This is a genomic window from Exilispira thermophila, from assembly GCF_055389015.1.
In genome coordinates this window covers 1,238,490-1,258,751 of sequence record NZ_AP042476.1, presented here as the reverse complement: position 1 = coordinate 1,258,751, position 20,262 = coordinate 1,238,490, and the positions used below count along the sequence as shown (strand labels likewise).

Sequence of the window (20,262 nt, the reverse complement as noted above, 5' to 3'; positions counted from 1 at the left end):
TTGAAATTGTTATATTTAATAAAATAAATTTAAGTTTGATATCTATACTAATTGAAATTTTTTGAGTGGATTTCAGTTGTCAAAGACTTAAAGGTTATAAATTTTGTTTTTGTTTTAATGATAAATAGATAGTAATAATAAATTACATAACTGAACTAATGAAAAAAATTTCAATTAGTATAGAATCATTTCTTATTTTTTTAATATCTCAATGATTTTAATTTTATTATTAACAAAAAGGGCTGCCTTAAGCTCTAAGACAGCCCCTAAAAAATTATTTTTTAATATTTAAAACTATATATTGAACATAATTACTATTTCTTCCTTCAATTAATTGTTTAAATTTATAATAATCCTGTGGAACAATCAAATCTTGTTCCCTTTTATAAGTTTCATCCATAATAATTACATTGTCAGGACTAAATAGTGAAGTAAAAAAAGAACCCAAAGGATAGAATCTATACTGATAAATTATTAATTCTCCTATTTTATTATTATTTTTACCATAATTTGGAATAAAATTTATACTCCATTTTTTAGGAAAAAGAATTTCTCTATGAACAACATTATAGGATTTCCAGCCATTATATGTTAAAGGGTAAATTCTTGTATCTTTAGATAATTCATTTGCATCTATTTTTTCAAATTCAAAGTTTATAAGACCAAGATTTGAAGATTGTTTTAAAAATAAAGAAGTTTTAAAAGTAACTTTTATTTTATAGTTATCATAAACATTGGAAGGATCATTTGTAATTATTTTTAAATTCGTTGCATCTTTGAACAGAGAAGTTGCAATACTAACATCAAAATCTGAATTATTATTTTTGTTTTGAGCAAAAAAAGATCTTAATGAATATGATATTAAAGGGGAATATTCAATAGTTAAAGTTACCATTGTAGTATTTTCATCAATTATTTTGTAGATTTCATTTCTTGTAACTTTGAAAAAATCAATCCCAATTTCTGGTAACTGTTTTAATTTCCCATTTTCAAAAATATATGCTTTACTAAATAGTTCAGTTAAAAGTCCTGGTTTTATATAATAGTTTAAAGGGATAAAATATTTATCATCAATTTTAAAAAGAAAACTATCAAAATTTTCAAAATCCATGTTTTTTGGATCGAACATTTTACCTGTTGCAAGTGTATGAGCTAAAATAAATTGAGGTTTAAAACCCATCTTATTTAATAAATTGTAAGCTAAAAGAACTTTTTCAACATATGTAGCATAACCATTTTTTATTATTAAAGATGGAGAATGTAAATTTTTAAATTGTTTTGATATTGAAATGTTATTAAAGGTTTTATCCACATATTGAAATACAGCATAAATTTTAGCATTTTTAACATATTCTTCAGGAGAAACATCAAATTTTGGTTGAAATTCTTCATCTTCAGTATTTGAAACTTCATTTTTGTTATTATTGCTGGGTTTATTCATACTTTTACTAAATTTAATAGCACTTTCTATTTGTTCATAATATTCTGATTTAGAAAAATCATCAAAAAGCATATCACTCTCAGTAGAAGCTGTTTTACTGGAAATTAAAAAGTTAACAAAATTATTCAAAGGTTCAGAATTTTTATTTTTAATTATAATATATTTATAAATATCATATTCAGAAGGTGAAGATGGTTCAATTTCAAGTTTTTTTGTAAATGATGTTTTAAAAGTATATATATTATATCCATTATTTTCTTTTTTATCAATTTCAATATGTGGGTTATTGTATTTTAAAATATCAATATCCTGATTTTTTTTAACCCATAAAACTAACTCTTTATCAAATACAGGATTAGATGATTCTTCAAAAAACTCATAGTAAATATTATTTGTAGTTTCATTTTTCGAAGAATTAAATTCTTCTTTTATCTTATATACAATTGTTGAGCCTTGAACTACATCTGGTAAGGTAAATTTAATTATTTTTTGACTGTTATAATCCTTAATTACTTGATATTTTGCTATATTGATAGTTGAATCATCTATATGAGTAATTATCCCATTTGGAGCAACTGTAAAAGCATATTCTAATGTTACATTGCTATTGTCAGGGTCCCATATATAATAATTTGCTGCTTGTTCAATTCCTGCATTATTTAAAACTTTAATTATTTTTGTAATTTCTTTTACTTTTCTATTATTTTCATATTTAATTTCAGTCTTGTTTAAAATTGTAACATAATTAAAAAGTTGTGACATATCTTCAGAAACAGGTGTTTTTATGTAATTAACTAAATTTTTATCAGGTAGGTTCTCAAGCTTATCAATATCGTAAAATTTTCTTTTTTTTGAAATAAGTAACTTTAGAACATCCTCTTTCTTAAATGTTTTTTCTTCATTGTTAGACTTAAAAATGATTTCATTTTCTGTTATTTTAATTAATTTCCCTGTATATTCATTACCATCTTTTAATACTATAAAATCTGCAAAAATTGGAATAGCAATAAATATGAATATTGTAAGAAAAAAAATACTTTTTAAAAGTATATTTTTAGTTTTGCTTTTTAATTTATTATAGTTCAACATACTTTACTCCCTATTAATACTATTATTTATAGTGAATATTAAATTTTTTATTTTATATTTTTTTATTTTTACATTTACAATTTTTCTTTTATTAAATTTTTATTTTTTATTTAATTTTAAAAGAATTGGTTTTCTAAGTACCTTTTGAAATTCTAATACTTTTGGTCCTACAATTTTTAAATCATCTAAAGTTAATTCTGTCCATTTTCTAATTGAAATAAGCGATATTAAAAGTTTGTTGTTTTGAATTTTGTAAGAAAAATTTACTTTATAGTATTTGTCTTCATATGAGTAGTTTTCTGGAAGGGCAATGATTTCATAATTTCCTAAATCAATTTCATAAGTAACCTGAAAATCAAATTGATAATTTTTTTCAATATTTTGTGTTCTATTTTTATCAAGAAATAGGTCATCCATATAACCAGGAATAGTGCTATCTTTTAATTCAAGCACATAAAATTTACCTGCTTTTTTAATAAAATCTTTAATTTTAATATTCATATCCATTGTAAAATTTTTAGATAGATCTTCATAGTTGTGAAGTTTATATCCAGTTTGTTTAAAATCATTACCAAAAAAATTTGGAATAATAAGATTGTCAACAATATAATCATGATATTGTTTATAATTTCTAAAATAAAATCTTAAAATATTTTTTGTTTCTGAATTAAATTCAAGATTTACTGTTCCTTTAAAGTAATCTTTGTTTTCATAGAGTTTTCCTTTAAATGTGAAAACATTTCTCATTGTTTTATAATCAGCTGGAGGGATAAATCCAATCTTTCTTTTCAAAGGGTTAATAAAATATACATTTCTATCATCTAATCTAAATTCTGGATAACTATAATCAGATGCGGTTGAGTCTAAAATAAAACTTTTTCCATTAAGATAAATTTCATTAATTGCATGATTTCCTCTTAAATTAGGTAACTTTTCATAAAAAGGATAACTATTACCATATGTTTGAATAATTATTGGATAGGCTTCAACATCAATAACTTTACACATAGTAGCAAATAAAATTGCTCTATCGATACAATCACCAACTTTGTTTTTAAATGTTTGAATTGCAGGATGTCCTCCTAAAGAAGATGTTAAAGACCCTTTAATTGAAACATATTTTATATTTCTCTGTATCCAGTGATATAAAACTTTTAATTTTTCCTCTTTAGAAGAATAATTTTGAGTTAATTCATTTACAAAATTTTCAATTTCAGGTGTTACTTTCATTCTTTCTTTCAAGATTGGGTTGTACCAATCAAAAATTTCATCATATGTTTTAAATAATGATGTTTGAATAGATTTAGTAAGTTTATTTAAAGGAGGAGATAAATCTTCAACTTTTAATGGTTTAATTTTTTCCTTTTTAAATGTATAAACTTTATAATTATTTTCATTTTTAAAATTGAAATCATAATCATCTATGCTCATATTGATAGCAATATATTTTAAATCTTCATTTTCGGGCAATATATACTTAATTTGAGATATATAAAAGGGTTCATCAGTTGATTGGAAATACCATGAATTAATTGAAAGTTTAGGAAATGCAGGTGTAGAATATGTAAGATATTCATATTCTAAAATATCACCATTTGATATAGGTGGAAGAACAGCATTCAAAATTTTATATTTTGAATAAAATTCAACACCAGAAGAATCATCTTGTATAAAATTCTCATTTTCATTGTAACTATCAAAACTCCCATCCTGATGAATCACTCTAATTTTATATATATGTGGTATATCCCTATCTGGATCATATCCTATTTGAAGATTTTTCATTTTAAATTTTGAAGCATCTTTAATATATTCAATTCCATGATATTTATAATAAGTTTTTCCATTTTCAAAAAGTTTAAATTCTCCAAGGTCATAAAGAAGAATACCATTATATTCATCCATAATATCTTTAAAAGTATTTAAAGCAGCATTTTTAGTTTTTAATATGTCTTCTATAGGAATATTATCTTCTTCAGGAAGTTTGATGTCGATTTTGTTTTCAGAAAATATAATTTTTTCAACTTTTGAGATAGGATACTTTGTTTCATTAAACATTATTTCATTCCCATCTGAAGTAATATTCACATTAGATAAAATTTTTCCATCTCTAAAATAAACAGTTTCGGATGTTAAAACTATTACAAATAAACTGAGGATGGAAAACACTATTAGAATTTTAATAAAGTTTCTAAATTTCTTTACTTTCATTCTAACTCCTTGTACTTTAGTTTTTTGTTATATATTTATCAAAATAAAAAAACTTATTTAACATATATATATAAAAAAAATTGAAATACAAGAATTTTTTTATTTTTTATTATTTTTTTTTAAATTTTTTTTATTTTCTATTTCACATATATTTTTTAAATATTTTCAAATTTTTTTTAAATATTTTATTTATATATTTTTTATATATTCTTTCAAATATTTTATTATTATTTCTGGTATAAAGATTTTTCTTCTCTACTTTTTTAGATATTATATATATAATAATCAATAAAATCTATAAATAAATTAATATATTTAATTGTAAAATTGATATTTATTAAATATATAAAATATTTTATAATAATTCTTTACTTTAAAATTAAAGATATTATATTGATTTAAATTAGTAAATCATTTTTTTAGGAGGGATATGATGTATAAATTTCCTGAAGGTTTTTATTGTGATGTAAGAATTGAAAAGATGTTTCAAACAAACATAACAATAACTCTTGGTAGATTGGATGAGTTTAAAGAAAAAGAGTATACTGCTGCTTTTATTAGAGTTTTTGACGGTAAAAAATGGTATTATTCATCTACTTCTGATATTGCAAATATCCAAAATGAAATTGATAACCTGGCTAAATTAGGAAGTCCAGAAGATAATATTAAGGAAAATCCCATAGTTAAGATATTAGAAGTAAATAAAGGGGAATATCTTGAATTTACAGGTAATAATGATGTTTCAAAAATGGGGAAAAATGAAAAATTAAATTTATTAAAAAATTATTATCCTATTGTTGCAGATAATGAATTAGTAAAGCTATACAAAGCATATTATCTTGATCAAAGAGTGGAAAAAACATTTTATTCAAGTAAAGGGAGTGATTTAAAATTTGATTTCCAGAGAGTAGGATTTAGACTTTATTATGAATTAAAAGATGGTAATAAAAAATTTGAAGATAGATTTGATTTAGGAGCAAATTATTTTAAAGATTTACTTAATCTTGAAAATGATATTAAAAGAAAATTACAGGAATCAATAGAATTTTTAAAAAATTCACAACCTGTAAAACAGGGTAAATATCCAATAATTTTATCACCAGAAGCAGCTGGAGTTTTTGCTCATGAAAGTTTTGGACATAAAAGTGAATCTGATTTTATGGTTGGCGATGAGAAAATGAAACAGGAATGGGCTATAGGAAAAAAAGTAGGTTCTGATATTTTATCAATTGTTGATTCAGGTATTGAAAAAGGTGTAGGATATGTTCCTTTTGATGATGAAGGGACTAAAGCTAAAAAAACTTACCTTATTAAAAATGGTGTTTTATCAGGTAGATTGCATAGTGCTACAACAGCTGCCCTTTTAGGTGAAGAATTAACTGGAAATGCAAGAGCTTTAAATTTTGAATTTGAACCAATTGTAAGAATGACAACAACTTATATATTACCAGGGAACAAAACTTTGGATCAATTGATTTCAGAAATTCAAGAAGGTATTTTTGTTAAAACAATAAAACATGGTTCAGGGATGTCAACTTTTACAATTGCACCATCTATTGCATTTATGATTAGAGATGGAAAGATTGCAGAACCTGTTAATGTAGCGGTTATATCAGGTAATGTTTTTGAAACTTTAAAACTCATTGATGGAGTTTCAGACAAACTTGAATTACTATCGTTTTCAATGGGGGGATGTGGAAAAATGGAACAGTATCCTCTTCCTGTTGGTTTTGGTGGTCCATATGTAAGGGTTAAAGAACTTGATGTTAGATAAAAATGAAAAAATGTATAAAATTGAAAAAATATATTACAAAATATATTACAAAATATATTATAAAATAAGTTTTTATAATAATGGAGGTTTAAAATGACAAAAGAAAAGATCTCAATAAAAACAGATCAAATTGCTATAAATATTGTAAATACAGAAATTGAATCTATAAGAAAGAAAAATATTTTAAAAACTGGATTTAGGGTTTGCAAAGATAACAAAATAGGAATATCTGGAATAATTGGCAATTATGATGAAAATAAACAATATGAAATTGCAGAAAAGAATTTAGAACTAAATATTCCATATCCATATGAAATTTCAAAAGATATAAAAATAAAAGAAAAAATTAAATGTGATATAGAAAACCAGAACGATTTTGTTAAAAAAGTTGAAAAAACAATTAATAGATTAAAGAAAGAACAACCTGATTTTATATTTTCAAATAAAGTATTTTTAAATAAACAGACTGTAGCTCTTACCAATGATAATAATTTAGATCTTGAATCATCAATCGCAACAATATCTTTTTCATTGATTATTAAAGATAAAAATTCTGCAAATATAATGGATGCATTTACTGGTTTTGAAGGTGTAAGATATGATGAAGATGAATTTTTTAGAATGACAAATGAAATTTGTAATAACCTTAAAAAGCCTATTGATATTGAAAATGGGGAATATCCTGTTGTTTTTTTAGCTTCAGACTATTCATATCTTAGAAAAATGTTTGAATCATTACATGGATTAATTTATGGAAGTGGAAGTTCATTACTATCAGGTAAAATTGGACAAAAAATTTTTAATGATAAGTTAACAATATATCAATCAAAAAATATAGAAGATGGTTATACAGGGCCATTTTTCGATTGGGAAGGTGTTGTTAATAAAGATTATAGATATAATTTGATTGAAAATGGTGTTTTTAAATCCCCTTTTACTGATAAAAAAACATCCTCAATGTTTAAACTTCCTTTAACAGGAGCTGCATCAGGAGATTATGATTCTGTTCCAAATTTAGGATTTGTGAGTTTAGTTTTAAAAGATACAGAAAAAACGATGAAAGAACTTTTAGATGGAAGAAAAGGGATTTTTGTTATGGTTGCAGGGGGTGGAGATTTTACACCAGATGGTCACTTCGCATCCCCTGTTCAGGTTTCATTTCTTTTTGATGGAGAAAAGTTTTTAGGCAAATTACCCCAGATAACAATTTCTTCCCATTTTTTTGATATGTTCGGAAAAGATTTTGTTGGTGTTTCCAAAGATAATTTAACTTCATTAGAAAAAAGTAATGTAGTTGTAATGAATATGAAAGTTAATAAAATATAAATCAAATAATTCTCACTAAAGGGGGATTTAAAAATTTTGTTTAGCATCCCCCTTGTGAGAATTTTATTATTATCAATTTCCTCCATAATAACCCCTCATATAATATATTAAAAAATAATATATTAAAAATAAAGATGTTCTTGATAACTTTTTTTTATAATTGCTGGTTTTTATAGGGAAAATTCACCAGGAACTTTTGGGAATAATCTTGTATATTTAACGTGTGGTAAACCACATACAAATCTGGTTAATCTTTCAATTCCTATACCACATCCAGCAGAAGGGTAAAGTCCAAATTTTTCAACCATCTCAATATAATGTGAAAAATCTTCTTTTGAATTTCCCTTTAATTCCATTCTCATAAATATTCTTTCTAATTCATGTTCCCTTTCACCACCTGATGAAACTTCACCATATCCCTCAGGTAAAATAAGATCCATATCTAAAAGAGTTTTTCCATCATCTGATAGTTTGTCATAAAATTCTCTTTCATGAATTGGTATATCAATTAGCCAGAAAGGTTCTTTTTTCTTTTTTGAAAGAATTGATTCAAAATCTGGACCATATTTTTTTAAAGCATCATAATATTTAATTCTTTCAAATGGAGCTACAGGGATATGTAAATTCCTTCCAAAAAAATCAAGTTGTTTTTTCATTTTGGTTTTTATTGTTTTAAAAGTTGAAATAATCATCCTTTCAACTAATCTCATAACATCTTCTCTTTTGGCATTTTTCATTTCTAAATCAACCTGTAAAAATTCAAATAAGTATTTTCCCAATTCATTTTTTAAAGGTTCTTCTAGTCTAACATTTGGTGAACTTATAAAAATTCTATCGAATGAGTGCATAGCAATTTGTTTATGAAAGATCATAGACTGAGTAAGGTGAAAGGATTCTCCATAAACACTAATTTCTGAGTCAAAAACTTTATGATTCAGAGGATCAGTAATTGGTGATAAAATTGTAGGTAAAATTTCTACAAAATTCTGGTCTCTTAAGTATTTTTGGAATTGAAACAAAATTTCAGATTTGATTTGTACAGCAGCTTTAACTTCCTCAGAAGTTAGGTGAGAATGAGCTTTTTCAATAATTGACAAAGTTTGTTCTTTCATTTTTCTTCTCCTTTTTAATTTTTATAAAAAAAAGGTCGGTGAAAAACACCGACCTTTTTAAATAACCTAAATTAAATAAAAATTAATTAATTAGTCTTTTCTCCGGTGTTTTTCACCTATATTAAAATTAATAGTATTAGTATTGTTATTGGTTAAATTTGTATTGTTTGTTTTAGATGTTATTGAAAAAGCATTTTTCAATGAATATGAAAAATTGTTCTGTTTATAATTTTTTGATGTATTTTCTGGTAAGGTAAATGTAAAAGTTAAAACTTTTTCAATCATAATACATTCTTTTTTTAATTTGTATTTATTTATCGTAAAAAAAATAAATGTCAATAGAAAAAATAAATATAAAAAAAATTTAATAAAACTATTTAATATAAAAATAAAAAAAATATGGTTAATTTAAAAATAGAAAATTAATTTGTATGATTAAAAATAAATAAGTAGTTGAAAAAATTAAATAAATTTTTTAATTTAAAAAAATTATATTAAAATTAAAAATATTATTTTTTATAAATCTTTTTTATAAATAATTTTGTCCAGACAAAATTCTTCATATCGTGCTAAAATAAAAAATAGATCTGATAATCTATTCATATATTTTTTTAAATTATCAGATACTTTTTCTTCACGATCAAGCTTAATTATTGTTCTTTCAGCTCTTCTGGATATAGCTCTGCATATATCAAGTTTTGCAGAACCTATTGTTGTTCCTGGTAATACAAAACCCTTAATCTTTATAATATTTTCAAATTTAGTAATATAATCTTCCAAAATATTATATTCACCACTATTTAGAAAAAAAATTTTCAGCTTATTATAATTATCACCTTTTTTTGATGCAAGTTCTGATGAAACTTTATAAAGATCAAGTTGAATTTTTTCAATTATTTTTTTTATTTCATTATTAATTATGTAATGTTTTGCTTCTGAAATGAAAGATAAAAGTTCATCTATTTGCCCGTAAGCTTCAACTCTAATATCATCTTTATTAATATTCTCACCCGTAAATAAATATGTTTTACCATTATCACCTTTACCTGTTGATATACTCATAGTTTATCCTTTTTTTTGTTTTTTTATAATATATTAAATTTCTTTTAAAAAACAAATTTTATTTTTGAAATAATATTAAAAGTAGATATGTTTTTAACTTTTTAATTTGTAATTTTACTGTTTTCATATAATATTTTATAGATATTTTTTTAAAAATATCAAAAATTATAATAATATTACTAAAAGTATAGAAAAGGCAGATATTAGGATATTACATAAATCCAGGTAAAGTGTTCAAATTTGGACAATGAAATACTTGAAGATATAAATGCAAGAATAGTTTTCTAACAAGAAAGATTAAATAAACCTTTTATTGTAAAATTTAAAAAATAATGTAATTTCTAAAACTGATATATATAAGGGAGGATACTATTAATAATGTAAATACTATAATAATAAATTGTTAATAATAGACAATAATAATATAAAAGTATAAAAATATTATAATAATACATACAATAATAAATAATGGTTATTGTTTTTAAAATTAAAAACTAAAAATAATAAAAAACATATTAATATAGTTACAGGAAAATAGATGAAAAACATAAGAAATTTTTCTATTATTGCACATATTGATCATGGAAAATCAACTTTAGCAGATAGATTAATTGAAGAGACTGGATTGCTTCCTAAAGAAGAAAAGCAGAAACATAAACAAGTTTTAGATAATATGGAAATTGAAAGGGAGAGAGGAATAACAATTAAATCTCAGACAGTAAGACTTTCATATACATACAATAATGAAGAATATATTTTAAATTTAATTGATACACCAGGACATGTAGACTTTTCATATGAAGTTTCAAGAGCATTAGCAGCATGTGAAGGAGCTATTCTTGTTATTGATGCAAGTCAGGGAGTTGAAGCCCAAACTTTAACCAATTTTTATCTTGCTTTTGAACACAATTTAGAAATTATCCCTGTTCTTAATAAAATTGATTTACCAAATGCAAATATTGATGAAGCAACAAAAGAAGTTGAAAATGAATTGGGATTTACTGAAAATGAGATACTAAAGATATCTGCTAAAGAAGGAACAAATGTTGATCTTTTATTGAAAGAGATTATAAAAAGATTTCCTGCACCCTCAGGTGATGAAAAAAAACCTTTAAAAGCATTGGTTTTTGATGCAATATATGATAATTACAAGGGAGTTATAGTATATATAAGAGTTTTTGATGGTACTTTAAAACTAGGTGATGAAATTATTTTTATGGCTAAAGGGAAACCTTTTAAGGTTGAAGAAGTAGGATATATAAAACTAAAATATGAGAAAACCAATGAACTAAAAGCTGGAGAAGTAGGATACTTTACAGCTTCAATAAAAGATATATCCGAAGCAAGGATTGGTGATACTGTCACTCATTTAAATAATAAAGCAGAAAAACCTCTAGAAGGATATGAAGAGGTAAAACCATATGTTTTTGCTTCTATCTATCCATTGGATACAAATGAATTTGAAACTTTAGCATATTCTTTAGAAAAGTTAAAATTAAATGATCCTTCATTAATTTACGAAAAAGATAATTCTCAAAGTCTTGGATTTGGTTTTAGATGTGGATTTTTAGGTATGTTACATCTGGAAATTGTTTCAGAAAGATTATCAAGAGAATTTGGACTTGAAGTTATTATTACAGCACCATCTGTAAGGTATAAAATAAAATTAAAAGAAAAAGATGAAATAATAGAAATAGATAATCCTGCTGATTTCCCAGATCCTTTACTTATAGAAAAGTCTTATGAACCCTATGTAAATGTTGAAATTATTACCCCTGATAAATTTGTGGGAAATTGTTTAAGTTTATGTGAAAATGCAAGGGGTATTCAGAAGGGATTAATTTACCTGGATACAAGTAGAGTTAAAATAGATTATGAGATTCCATTATCAGAAATTATTTACGAATTTTATGATGATTTAAAATCTGTATCAAAAGGGTATGCATCTTTAGATTATGATTTTTCAGAATATAAAGAATCTAAACTAGTTAAAGTAGACATATTGGTTGCTGGTGAAAAAGTTGATGCATTTTCACAAATTGTTTATGAACCATATGCTCATAAAAAAGCAAAAGAAATAGTCAAACGATTAAAAAAATTGATTCCAAGGCAACAATTTCAGGTTGCGTTACAGGGGGCAATTGGAGCAAAAATTATAGCAAGAGAAACAATTCCTCCATTTAGAAAAGATGTAACAGCAAAATGTTATGGAGGTGATATTACAAGAAAACGAAAACTTTTAGAAAAGCAGAAAGAAGGGAAGAAAAGAATGAAAAGATTTGGAAAAGTAGAAATTCCTCAGGAAGCATTTATAAAAGTACTTAAAACATTAGAAGATGAAAAATAATTGACAATATAATTATAATCTATTACTTTATTAATAAATTAAATATAAAATTTTGGTTTTTTTTAAACAATAAAATTTTTAATAAAATAATGGAGGGAAGTATGACTAAGATTGCGATTAATGGTTTTGGTAGAATTGGAAGAATGGTTTTTAGAATCATTCATGAGAGAAAAAATTTTGATGTTGTTGCTATTAATGATTTAACAGATACTAAAACCCTGGCTAATCTTTTAAAATTTGATTCTGTTCATGGAAGATTTAAAGGATCAGTTGAATATGATGATCAACATATAATTGTTGATGGTAAAAAAATAAGGGTTTATGCAGAAAGAGAACCTGAAAATTTACCTTATAAAGAGATTGGTGTAGAATATGTTATTGAATCAACAGGTGTATTTAGACATAAAGCAAAACTTGAAAAACATTTGAAAGCTGGAGCCAAAAAAGTTATTTTAACTGCACCTGCAAAAGATGAGGTAAAAACAATAGTTATAGGAGTTAATGATTTTGAATTAAATGATGATGATAAAATTATTTCAAATGCATCATGTACTACTAATTGTTTTGCTCCAATTGTAAAAGTACTGGATGAAAAATTTGGTATTAAAACTGGATTTATGAATACAATCCATGCTTTTACTAATGACCAGAGAGTACTTGATTTACCACATAAAGATTTAAGAAGAGCCAGAGCTGCTGCTGTAAATACTATTCCTACAACTACTGGTGCAGCAAAAGCTGTAGAACTTGTTTATCCAAAAGTTAAAGGCAAACTTGATGCAGTATCTACAAGGGTACCTGTACCTGATGGTTCATTAATAGACTTTACATTTGTACCTGAAAAAAAAGTTACTGTAGAAGAAATTAATTCAGCAATAAAAGAAGCTGCTGAAGGCCCTTTAAAAGGGATAATTGAATACAATGAAGATGAATTGGTTTCTTCAGATATTGTTGGTTCTCATTACTCTTCTATTTTTGATTCTAAATTGACAAAAGTATTAAATGATGGTCATTTTGGTAGAGTTGTTTCCTGGTATGATAATGAATTTGGATATTCCAGTAGAGTTGTAGATTTAGCTGAAAAATTTTTTAAATAAAAATTATTAAGCAATTTTTCCTTTTATAAGGGGGAATATAGTGATATTAAATGAAAATAAATTTATTGAAAATAATGATTTTTCAAATAAAAAGGTTATTGTAAGAGTTGATTACAATGTACCAACTGATTCTAATGGAAATATTACAGATAATACAAGGATTTTAGCTTCACTTCCTACAATAAATTATTTATTAAATCAAGAAGCAAAGATTGTTATTATTTCTCATAAAGGAAGACCTAAAGGTAAAAAAGATCCAAAATATTCTTTAAAATCAGTTGAAAAAGAACTGGAAAAAGTATTAATTGAACGCAATATTAAATTTAACTCTGTAAAATTTGTGGATGATTGTATTGGAGAAATAGTAGAAAAAGAAGTTAATTTAATGAATCCAAAAGATATTCTTATACTTGAAAATCTAAGATTTTATGATGGAGAAAAAAGTAATGATGAAGAATTTGCAAAAAAATTAGCATCATTAGCTGATTGCTATGTATCTGATGCTTTTGGAGCTGTTCATAGAGGTCATGCATCAATTGTAGGAATTCCAAAGTTTATTCCTTATTATTACGGATTTTTAATTAAAAATGAAGTTGAAAATCTAAATTATGTGTTATTAAAAAAACAATCTCCTTTAGTAGCTGTAATTGGGGGTGCGAAGATCTCTTCTAAAATAGATGTTTTAAAATCCTTGCTTTCTAAAGCTGACTATTTGCTGATTGGTGGAGCAATGGCTTACACTTTTTTAAAAGCAAAAGGTTTAAATATAGGGAATTCTTTATTTGAAAAAGATAAGATTAAAAATGCATATGAGATATTGGTAGAAGCAGATAAAAAAGGTGTTCGCATTCTTTTGCCTGTTGATCATATTGTTGTTGATGAAGTTAAAGAAAATGCAAAAAAGAGTAAAACTGGAAGCCAGGAAATACCTGATGGAAAAATAGGTGTAGATATTGGTCCAAAAACTATAAAAGAGTATAAAAAAGTGCTTTCAAAAGGGAAAATAATTTTCTGGAATGGACCAATGGGTATTTTTGAAATTGATCAATTTGCTACTGGTACCTTCGAGCTAGCAAAGATTATTTCAACTGTAAAAGCGTTTAAAGTTGTTGGTGGTGGAGATTCAGTTGCTGCAATAAAGAAAAGTGGTCTAGAAGAAGGGTTTTCACATATTTCTACTGGTGGGGGTGCTTCTTTAGAATATATTGAAGGTAAAAAATTGCCTGGTCTTGAAATTTTTGAATAATTTAAAAAATAATTATAATTTTCTCCTCTCTTATTTAAAGAGAGGAGATTTTTATTTGTTTTTTAATAATTAATATCTATTCAATTATATATTAATATTAATTATATGGTTAATTATATAAAGTTTAATGTAAGGGAATTAATAATAATTTAAAACACATTTATTTTATAATGTTTATGAGGAGAGTGTAATGAAACATTTAATGGCTGGAAATTGGAAAATGAATCTTTCTAAAAAAGAAGCAATTGATCTAGTTAGAACTTTGAAAAATAATTTAATAAGTCCAAAAGATGATATTTTAATCTGCCCTCCATTTGTTCATATCCCGGTTATAAGTGAAATATTAGAGGGTTCTCCTATTAAATTGGGTGCTCAAAATATGTATTATGAAGAAAAAGGTGCTTTTACAGGGGAAGTTTCTCCAAATCAACTTATTGATTATAATGTAGAATATGTGATTTTAGGTCATTCTGAAAGGAGACATGTTTTTAATGAACCAGATTCTTTAATAAATAAAAAAGTGTTATCTGCATTAGAACATGACTTAATACCTATCCTTTGTGTAGGAGAAAAATGGGAACAAAGAGAAAAAAATGAACATTTTAAAGTTCTTGAAGCTCAAATAAAAGAAGGGTTAAAAAATGTAAATTTAGATGATCCATCTAAAATAGTTATTGCATATGAACCAGTATGGGCTATTGGTACAGGGAAAACTGCTCAAGCAAAAGATATCTATGAGATGCATAAATATATTCGAGATATAATTGGACAATTGTATAATGATGATTTTTCAAATAAGGTTAAAATCTTATATGGTGGTTCTGTTAAACCTACAAATGTTGATAGTATAATGATTATAAGTCAGGTAGATGGTGTCTTAGTTGGTGGAGCTTCTTTAGATGCTGATAAATTTTTAAGAATTATTAAATATAAAGGTTCAGGTTGTTAGTTTCTTATAAAAAAATAATGTAAATTATATTTAGATATTATAATTTTTACTTTTTATTAATTTTAAATTTTATTAATATAATGCTTTATTTTTTTAAAAAAAAGTTTAAATTTCATTCAGCAAGATAGAATTTTAATTATTATATAATATTGTTATTAATTTAGGAGGAAACATGATTACTTTCTTATTGGTACTATTTTTTATTTTTGCAATCTTATTAGTTTTTGTTGTAATTTTACAATCTCAAAGGGAAGGGCATCTAGACATGTTTGGTTCCTCTGGAACACCATTTGGAGTTAAAACTTCTTCTGTTTTAAATAAATTCACTACCATCACAGGGATTATCTTTTTTTTAATTGTATTTTTATTAAGTTTATCATATAATAGAATTGCTTCTGCAGAAAGAAACAAAGCAAAATCAATAGATCAAACTATAGAACAATCACAGAATAATAAAACAGATAATGGTTTTATTGATGTTAAGAGTAACTCCGAAAACAAAGATGATTCTAGCTCTTCAGAACAAAATAAATAAATTCTAAATTAGTTTTTGACAACATTTAAATTTTAACTTATAATTGATTTAAAGAGGTTATATTGTAAATAAAATGTTTTTTGGAAGATAGAGGGGGCTTTATGGCTTATGATAAATTTGCAAATGAAGTTAAAGAATATTCTGTAAATACATTTCTTTCAGAAAAAATTGGTGATCATGTTCAGGTAATTATTTTTGTTATTGATAATGTGGAATTTGCGATTAACATAATGGATGTAAAAGAAATTAAAGAGATGGAGCGTATAAGAAGATTACCAAATTCTCAACCTTTTGTTCAGGGCCTTTTAAATTTAAGAGGTGATATTATTCCTGTTATTGACCTTAAAAAGCGACTTGAACTTGATAATTTAAAACTTGAAGATATTGAAAAGTTAACAGAGATCAAAAGAAAAGAACAAAAATCTGGAAGTATTGTAGAGAACAATGATGTTAAAAATGGTGTTAATGATAATCAAGAAGAAAATAATGATAAGATAGAAGAAAAAGTTGAAGAAAATAATACTAAAGTAGATGAAAACAATGTTAAAGATATTTTAAAAGAAAAAGGTGAGAATAAAGAGGATGTTACTGAAACTCTTGATGAAGATTCATATATCCCTTCAGAATTAAAAGATAAAAATATTATTATTTGTAATATTGAAAATACTATGTTTGGCATTTTAATAGATAAAATTCTTCAAGTTTCCTATCTTAATGAAGAACAATTTGAACCTGCACCTAAATTAATTTCAACAATTGGTGAAAAATTTCTTATTGGATTTGCAAAGGTAAATAAAAAAATTATTCCTATTTTAAATTTATATCAACTTATTTTTGAGGATTAAAATTTTCAAATACTACATTTTTTCCCCTTACTTTAAACAAAATCTTTTTTTATTTGTTTTTTTTATTTTTTTTATTAAATAGGTATATATAGGTTTTATCTAAGAAAGAACTATATATATAGAAGTATTTCTAAGAAAGTGAAACAAATATTCTTCAGTATAAATTTATAAATTATTTTAAAATAATTTAAATATAAAAAGTAGTAAAGGAGACAATAAAATATGATTTTAGAACTTGATAATAAAAAACCAATTATTTCAAAAAATAGTTGTATATTAGAAGGGAGTAAAATTATTGGTGAAGTTGAAATCAGGGATAATGTTATAATTCTTTTTAATGCAGTAATTAGGGGTGATGAGGATAAAATTATAATTGATGAAGATTCAAATATTCAGGATAATTGTGTCATTCATACCGATATAAATTTTCCAGTATATATTGGTAAAAATGTTACAGTTGGACATGGTTGCATTATTCATGGAGCAACAATTAAAAATAATGTAATTGTTGGTATGGGTAGTACAATTTTAAACGGTGCTGTTATATCAGAGAATGTTATTATTGGGGCCAATAGTTTAATACCTCAAAATAAAGTATTAGAAAGTAACAGTTTATATCTGGGTTCTCCTGCGAAAAAGATAAGACAATTATCTAAAGAGGAAGTTGATCAAATTACCGAAGCTGCAGATATTTATAAAAAATTATTAATAAAATACAAAAAATATTCTATTATATAAAATTTTAAATATGAACAATATTTAAATTATATAAAAATTTAAATTATATAAAAAAATATATAAATACATACAAAGTTGCATTATATTTTTATTATTTAAAAGAAGGTTTTGTGGACAATTTAAAGATATTATTATTAAATCCTCCATTTAAAGATTTTGCAGCTTATGACCTATTTTTTAAACCTTATGGATTGTTAAATATTTCCACATTTTTTAAATTTCTTGGTTTTGATCCTGTTTTTATTGATTGTATAGATAAAAATAATGAAGAATTTGAGTATGAAAAGGGATATCATTTAGGAAATTTAAAAAATGATGGAACAGGTAAATTTAACAAAATTGAAATTGAAAAACCTGACGTTTTAAAACATATAAAAAGGAAATATTTTCATTATGGGATTTCAATAAATTTTCTGGAAAAATATTTAAATAATTATAATTCTTTCGATTTAATTTTTATAAATGTCACTTTTACATATCACTATAACATCCTTTATGATCTTGTTCCAGTTTTAAAAAAACATTCACAAAAAGCTAAAATATTTTTAGGTGGGATTTATCCAATTGTATATTATACTCATGCAAGTAATTTAGCTAAAGAACTTAAAATTGATTATGTTATTAGTGGTGGATTTGAACAAATCATACCCTTTTTATTAAAGTTAAAAGATAAAAAATTCAATATTTTAAAAAAAAGAATTTTTGATTACTTTTTAAACAAAAACATTAAGAATTTTAATAAAGGAAATGATAATATAATAAATAAAAATAATAATAATATAAAAAATAAAAATAGTAATACATTAAATAATAAAACAATAAATAACAATAATAATGAAATAAATAATAATAATACAATAAATAATAATGATTTATTATTGAGTAATGAGATTTTAAAAAAATTACCTTATCTTGAAAATTTCTTTTCACCTGATTGGAATAATTATAGAAAATTAAATTATGGTATTATTAGGACAGAGAAAGGATGCCCATATAATTGTCCATATTGTTCTTCTAAGATTATATTTAAAGGGTATAGAGAAAAACCTATAGAATTAATTTTAAAAGAATTAAGATATTTTAAGAATAAAAATGTTAAAAATATTGCTTTTTATGATGATGCTTTGCTTTTAAATAATAAAAGGATTAAAAATCTTTTAAAGTTAATTTATAATGAATTTAAAGATTATTTTACTTTTTATCTTCCAAATGCAGTACATTTACGATTTTTAGATGAAGAAATTTTAGAATTGTTTAAAAAATTAAATTTTAAAATGATAAGATTTGGTTTTGAAACGGCTGATGAATACTGGATAAGAAAAAGAGGTAATAAATTTGAAAAAGAGGATCTTGAACATCTTTTTTCATTACTAAAAAATAGTTGTATTGATAAAAATATTTTCAAATTTTATATTTTAATTGGACTTCCAGATCAAACTGAAAATGAGGTTAAATATTCTGTAAACTATTTACTTGAAAATGGTTATCAACCCTATTTTGCACTTTATTCTCCTATTCCATCAACTTTATATTATAATAATCTGGTACAAACAATTTCAAATAATAAAGATACAAGTAATATTGAAAATAGAAAGATTTTATACAAAATAAAATATGATATTCGAGAACCTTTATTTCAAAATCCCTCGATTTATACATATAATAATACTATTTTTACAGAAGAAAAAGTGAAAAAATGGAAAGAAAAGATAAAAAAGTATCAATTTTTATGAAACCACAAAAACTTTGATTGTATTGAAACATTTTTTATATGCAAATAAAGTTCAATAAAATAGTTTAATACTTCTTTAATTTTATCATTATAAAGATCAGTTTTTTCTTTATCTTTATGCATATTTATATTATTTATTTCTAATTTTTTTATCTCAATTTTTTTTAATTCAATATAGTTCATAAGGTTTAGTATAAGTTTTTCAAAATTGATAAATTCAATAATAATATCTTTATAGGAAAAAAGCTGTAAAAAATTTTCTGTCATTAATCCCATATCATTAACAAATTTGATTATTAACCAATCAAAAGTTTTAATTAAAAAATCAAAATCAACTTCTTCGATTTCTATTTTTTGTATAGTAAAAATATCGGGGATTTTTTGATTTAGGAATTGAGAATTTTGCGGATTTTCAGTTTTTTTATTTAAATTTTCCTGGTTTTGCTGGAATAAGTATTTATTTAACAATGTTTTATCCATAATGTAATATCCATAATATAATTTGGAATCTAATTTTTAATAATAATAATATATGTATATTTTATAATAATAATAAATATACTTAATATTAATTTATCTATTCTATTAATATTATCGGTATAGTTAAAAATGATTAATAAAAATCTTATTATAAAAATAAACAATATACCTTAAAATATTAATAATTTAACTTTTATTGTCTAGTTTCTTACTATTTGACAATAACAAATAATGGAATATGGTTTCTTTATATATACCACATTATTTTTAAAAAGGAA

The 20,262-nt window shown here is 23.8% G+C and carries 16 protein-coding genes; 10 read left to right on the top strand and 6 right to left on the bottom strand.

Annotated elements, in window-relative coordinates:
* Positions 1-274 precede the first annotated feature (274 nt).
* Positions 275-2,530, bottom strand: coding sequence for a DUF3857 domain-containing protein (locus ACZ5EC_RS05390; RefSeq protein WP_464303932.1), 2,256 nt, complete (start codon positions 2,528-2,530; stop codon positions 275-277).
* Between the two features lie 99 nt (positions 2,531-2,629).
* Entirely contained in the window at positions 2,630-4,741 is a 2,112-nt protein-coding gene (locus tag ACZ5EC_RS05385) for a transglutaminase domain-containing protein (RefSeq protein ID WP_464303931.1), read from the bottom strand.
* A gap of 433 nt (positions 4,742-5,174) precedes the next feature.
* Here ACZ5EC_RS05385 and ACZ5EC_RS05380 point away from each other — a divergent pair, with 433 nt between their 5' ends.
* Positions 5,175-6,515: a TldD/PmbA family protein gene (locus ACZ5EC_RS05380; RefSeq protein WP_464303930.1), complete on the top strand. Its 1,341-nt coding sequence runs from the start codon at positions 5,175-5,177 to the stop codon at positions 6,513-6,515.
* A 93-nt stretch (positions 6,516-6,608) separates the two neighbouring features.
* On the top strand, positions 6,609-7,841 hold the full coding sequence (locus tag ACZ5EC_RS05375; RefSeq protein ID WP_464303929.1) for a metallopeptidase TldD-related protein: 1,233 nt from the start codon (positions 6,609-6,611) through the stop codon (positions 7,839-7,841).
* A gap of 170 nt (positions 7,842-8,011) precedes the next feature.
* Here the strand turns inward: ACZ5EC_RS05375 and ACZ5EC_RS05370 are convergent, their stop codons facing one another.
* The 3 genes from ACZ5EC_RS05370 to ACZ5EC_RS05360 form a co-directional block, all read right to left on the bottom strand.
* Positions 8,012-8,953, bottom strand: coding sequence for an asparagine synthetase A (locus tag ACZ5EC_RS05370; protein ID WP_464303928.1), 942 nt, complete (start codon positions 8,951-8,953; stop codon positions 8,012-8,014).
* Positions 8,954-9,043: 90 nt separating this feature from the next.
* On the bottom strand, positions 9,044-9,238 hold the full coding sequence (locus ACZ5EC_RS05365) for a hypothetical protein (RefSeq protein ID WP_464303927.1): 195 nt from the start codon (positions 9,236-9,238) through the stop codon (positions 9,044-9,046).
* Positions 9,239-9,469: 231 nt separating this feature from the next.
* Positions 9,470-10,015 carry a cob(I)yrinic acid a,c-diamide adenosyltransferase gene (locus ACZ5EC_RS05360; protein WP_464303926.1) on the bottom strand — a complete coding sequence of 182 codons (546 nt, stop codon included), beginning with the start codon at positions 10,013-10,015 and terminating at the stop codon, positions 9,470-9,472.
* 538 nt (positions 10,016-10,553) lie between these two features.
* Here ACZ5EC_RS05360 and lepA point away from each other — a divergent pair.
* From lepA to ACZ5EC_RS05320, 8 genes are all read left to right on the top strand, one after another.
* Complete coding sequence (lepA, locus tag ACZ5EC_RS05355) at positions 10,554-12,362, top strand: translation elongation factor 4 (RefSeq protein ID WP_464303925.1); 1,809 nt, start codon at positions 10,554-10,556, stop codon at positions 12,360-12,362.
* Between the two features lie 101 nt (positions 12,363-12,463).
* Positions 12,464-13,459 carry a type I glyceraldehyde-3-phosphate dehydrogenase gene (gene gap, locus ACZ5EC_RS05350; protein WP_464303924.1) on the top strand — a complete coding sequence of 332 codons (996 nt, stop codon included), beginning with the start codon at positions 12,464-12,466 and terminating at the stop codon, positions 13,457-13,459.
* A 40-nt stretch (positions 13,460-13,499) separates the two neighbouring features.
* Complete coding sequence (locus tag ACZ5EC_RS05345; RefSeq protein ID WP_464303923.1) at positions 13,500-14,705, top strand: phosphoglycerate kinase; 1,206 nt, start codon at positions 13,500-13,502, stop codon at positions 14,703-14,705.
* 190 nt (positions 14,706-14,895) lie between these two features.
* Positions 14,896-15,654 carry a triose-phosphate isomerase gene (gene tpiA / locus ACZ5EC_RS05340; RefSeq protein WP_464303922.1) on the top strand — a complete coding sequence of 253 codons (759 nt, stop codon included), beginning with the start codon at positions 14,896-14,898 and terminating at the stop codon, positions 15,652-15,654.
* Positions 15,655-15,826: 172 nt separating this feature from the next.
* Complete coding sequence (gene secG / locus ACZ5EC_RS05335) at positions 15,827-16,189, top strand: preprotein translocase subunit SecG (protein WP_464303921.1); 363 nt, start codon at positions 15,827-15,829, stop codon at positions 16,187-16,189.
* Positions 16,190-16,290: 101 nt separating this feature from the next.
* Positions 16,291-17,034, top strand: coding sequence for a chemotaxis protein CheW (locus ACZ5EC_RS05330; RefSeq protein WP_464303920.1), 744 nt, complete (start codon positions 16,291-16,293; stop codon positions 17,032-17,034).
* 222 nt (positions 17,035-17,256) lie between these two features.
* Complete coding sequence (locus ACZ5EC_RS05325) at positions 17,257-17,772, top strand: gamma carbonic anhydrase family protein (RefSeq protein WP_464303919.1); 516 nt, start codon at positions 17,257-17,259, stop codon at positions 17,770-17,772.
* Positions 17,773-17,882: 110 nt separating this feature from the next.
* Entirely contained in the window at positions 17,883-19,505 is a 1,623-nt protein-coding gene (locus ACZ5EC_RS05320) for a B12-binding domain-containing radical SAM protein (protein ID WP_464303918.1), read from the top strand.
* Here ACZ5EC_RS05320 and ACZ5EC_RS05315 read toward each other — a convergent pair.
* Positions 19,493-19,984 (bottom strand): hypothetical protein, encoded by a 492-nt coding sequence (locus tag ACZ5EC_RS05315; RefSeq protein ID WP_464303917.1) that lies wholly within the window; start codon positions 19,982-19,984, stop codon positions 19,493-19,495. The genes ACZ5EC_RS05320 and ACZ5EC_RS05315 overlap by 13 nt on opposite strands.
* Positions 19,985-20,262 lie beyond the last annotated feature (278 nt).

Excerpts from the sequence above, each read along its gene's own strand:
- ACZ5EC_RS05390 (WP_464303932.1), bottom strand. The coding sequence starts at position 2,530 with ATGTTGAACTATAATAAATTAAAAAGCAAAACTAAAAATATACTTTTA.
- ACZ5EC_RS05385 (WP_464303931.1), bottom strand. The coding sequence starts at position 4,741 with ATGAAAGTAAAGAAATTTAGAAACTTTATTAAAATTCTAATAGTGTTT.
- ACZ5EC_RS05380 (WP_464303930.1), top strand. The coding sequence starts at position 5,175 with ATGTATAAATTTCCTGAAGGTTTTTATTGTGATGTAAGAATTGAAAAG.
- ACZ5EC_RS05375 (WP_464303929.1), top strand. The coding sequence starts at position 6,609 with ATGACAAAAGAAAAGATCTCAATAAAAACAGATCAAATTGCTATAAAT.
- ACZ5EC_RS05370 (WP_464303928.1), bottom strand. The coding sequence starts at position 8,953 with ATGAAAGAACAAACTTTGTCAATTATTGAAAAAGCTCATTCTCACCTA.
- ACZ5EC_RS05365 (WP_464303927.1), bottom strand. The coding sequence starts at position 9,238 with ATGATTGAAAAAGTTTTAACTTTTACATTTACCTTACCAGAAAATACA.
- ACZ5EC_RS05360 (WP_464303926.1), bottom strand. The coding sequence starts at position 10,015 with ATGAGTATATCAACAGGTAAAGGTGATAATGGTAAAACATATTTATTT.
- lepA (WP_464303925.1), top strand. The coding sequence starts at position 10,554 with ATGAAAAACATAAGAAATTTTTCTATTATTGCACATATTGATCATGGA.
- gap (WP_464303924.1), top strand. The coding sequence starts at position 12,464 with ATGACTAAGATTGCGATTAATGGTTTTGGTAGAATTGGAAGAATGGTT.
- tpiA (WP_464303922.1), top strand. The coding sequence starts at position 14,896 with ATGAAACATTTAATGGCTGGAAATTGGAAAATGAATCTTTCTAAAAAA.
- secG (WP_464303921.1), top strand. The coding sequence starts at position 15,827 with ATGATTACTTTCTTATTGGTACTATTTTTTATTTTTGCAATCTTATTA.
- ACZ5EC_RS05330 (WP_464303920.1), top strand. The coding sequence starts at position 16,291 with ATGGCTTATGATAAATTTGCAAATGAAGTTAAAGAATATTCTGTAAAT.
- ACZ5EC_RS05325 (WP_464303919.1), top strand. The coding sequence starts at position 17,257 with ATGATTTTAGAACTTGATAATAAAAAACCAATTATTTCAAAAAATAGT.
- ACZ5EC_RS05315 (WP_464303917.1), bottom strand. The coding sequence starts at position 19,984 with ATGGATAAAACATTGTTAAATAAATACTTATTCCAGCAAAACCAGGAA.